The 2,190-nt window shown below is 61.6% G+C and carries 1 protein-coding gene and 1 pseudogene; both read right to left on the bottom strand.

The window, feature by feature from the left end; genetic code table 11:
- A partial coding sequence (locus tag PFH44_RS26935) for a DUF2235 domain-containing protein (protein WP_283826741.1) occupies positions 1-1,206 on the bottom strand: 1,206 nt, incomplete at its 3' end.
- 175 nt (positions 1,207-1,381) lie between these two features.
- Positions 1,382-2,167 (bottom strand): annotated as a pseudogene (locus PFH44_RS26930) (aldehyde dehydrogenase family protein); the annotation flags it as partial.
- Positions 2,168-2,190 lie beyond the last annotated feature (23 nt).

The raw sequence follows: 2,190 nt of genomic DNA, 5'->3' as shown, positions 1-2,190 counted from the left end.
AAACTTCCCGTCCGCGGTGCCGTCGGCATCGCAGGGAATCGAGCTGTCCATCCATTTTCCCGAGGCGCTGAACCGGTACTCGACGCCCGCCTCCAGCCAAACCCCGGTTTCATTCCAGCGCTCACGAGAAAAGACGTCGAACGTTACCGGATGCTCTGGCGTCAGCGCCCTGAGGCGCCGGTAGCCGCCGTGGAGCAGCGACGGCTGGCTTTGACGCTGCAGGACGCTGTTATCAACGTCGGCGCTGCCCGCCACAATCTGCGGCACCCCGCGCGGGCAGGTGTGCAGCAGCTTAAACACCCCGGTCACCGAATCGTGCAGCAGAGACTGGGGGTCAGGCTTGAGCTGGGTAGCGATATCCGGATGCAGCTCAAGGCCGAGATCGCGCGCTTCGCACATCATCCACCGCAGGGGGATATCCGATAGTCCGCACTGCGCGTAGCCGCCGCCAACGTCGGAGTGCACGCCGACGAACCAGCGCTGCTTCACCCGCGGGTTTGCCGCCACGTTATCCCACAGCGTCGGGATAAAGCTTTGCCGCTGCTCGTCCAGCGCCAGCGCGTGGCGGGCGTTCTTGACGATCGGGCTCAAGGAGGTATCGTGGAACGCATACTTTTTCGGGTCGTCCAGCAGGTTGGCTAAGGCCAGGTCGTCAGGGATCCCCAGCGACCCCACCGTTTCCCAGACGCCAATAAAATAGATCGGCACGCTCTCTTTGGTGGGATTTCCCGTGGCGACCTCATAGAAAGGCCGCCCGACGCTGGCTATCACCGCCGGAGCGCTGGCCGCCGGCTGGCGGTAAAGGCTGAACAGCGCGTTGATGTCCTCCCAGACTTTATCGTCGCCGGTTCCGGCTCCGCCGGCATTTAATAAACCGCAGCGCGAGATCATTCCGCCAAGGCTTCTCACCGTATAGGCCCCGCGGCTAAAGCCAAATAGCCATATTTTATCGCCGGGTCGATAGTTGGTAGCGAGCCAGTAATAGGCGCTAATAATATTTTTATCCAGACCGTCGCCTATGCCACCGCCAATATAACGATCGACAACGCCGCCGTCGGTGCCGACGCCGGGGTGATAATAGACGCGCTGGCCGCTATTTTCCGTCACGGCGTTGCGCAGTTTGACCACGTTCGTCGGCGCGGGTTTGCCATCATCAAGCTGCTGGGGGGTATTCCAGGTTCCGTCACAAAAGACCAGTAAGTTCATATGAACCTCATCGACAGGCCGCATTAAAAGGGGATGTTTGACAAATTAAAAATAGCAGACGGCTACCGAGCCGGGGCATCGGAAAAGAAGTGGATCAGAGGGAATAGTTACGCAGTGCGGCGCCCGAAATTCGCGGCCGGGGTAAGCGGTCGAACCTCAGGCGCCGGATCAGCGGTTAATAGCGCACGCAGACCGATTTGGTTTCACACCAGTCGTCCAGCCAGTCCGGGCCGAAGTCGCGCCCGGTACCGGACTGCTTCATGCCGCCAAACGGCAGGTTGGCATCGATAAGCGTATGGCTGTTGACCCATACCGTGCCCGCCTGCAGGCGCTCGGTGTAGCTCAGCGCCTGGCTCAAATCGCCGGTCCACACGCTGGCCGTCAGGCCAAAATCGCTGTCGTTGGCAAGACGCAGCGCCTCTTCGCCATCGGCGACGCGCACCAGGTTCACTACCGGACCAAAGACCTCCTCTCTGCTGAGCCGCAGCCCGGCATCGGGGTTAATCACCAGGGTTGGCGCAATGTAGTAGCCCTTGCCGTCCGGCCCGCTGCTGCCGGTAATCAGCTCGGCGTTCTGCTGCCGCGCCTGATCGAGATAGGCGGCGACCTTGTCGCAGTGCGCCCGGGAAACGACCGGGTTAATGTGGGTTGATTCCTGCATTCCGGGGCCGACCTGCAGCGACTTCACCGCCTGCTCAAAGCCGCTCACCAGGGTATCGAACAGCGGCGCTTCGATATAGATCCGCGAGCTGGCGGCGCACACCTGCCCCTGATTGAGGAAGCTGCCGGTCATCAGCCCTTCAATGACCCACTCCGGGTTGGCGTCTTTCAGCACGATGGCCGGGTTTTTGCCGCCCAGCTCAAGGGTCACGCGGGTCAGCCGGTCGGCGGCCACGCGGGCAATCTGTTTGCCGGTCGCCGTCGAGCCGGTAAAGCTCACCTTTGCCACCTGCGGATGCGAGGCTGGCCCTTATACACATCTCC

The sequence above is a fragment of the Klebsiella sp. Ech2A genome (assembly GCF_030078455.1).
Classification (GTDB): domain Bacteria; phylum Pseudomonadota; class Gammaproteobacteria; order Enterobacterales; family Enterobacteriaceae; genus Klebsiella; species Klebsiella terrigena.
Note: the sequence above shows the minus strand (reverse complement) of the source record. Positions and strands in the feature narration are given on the sequence as shown.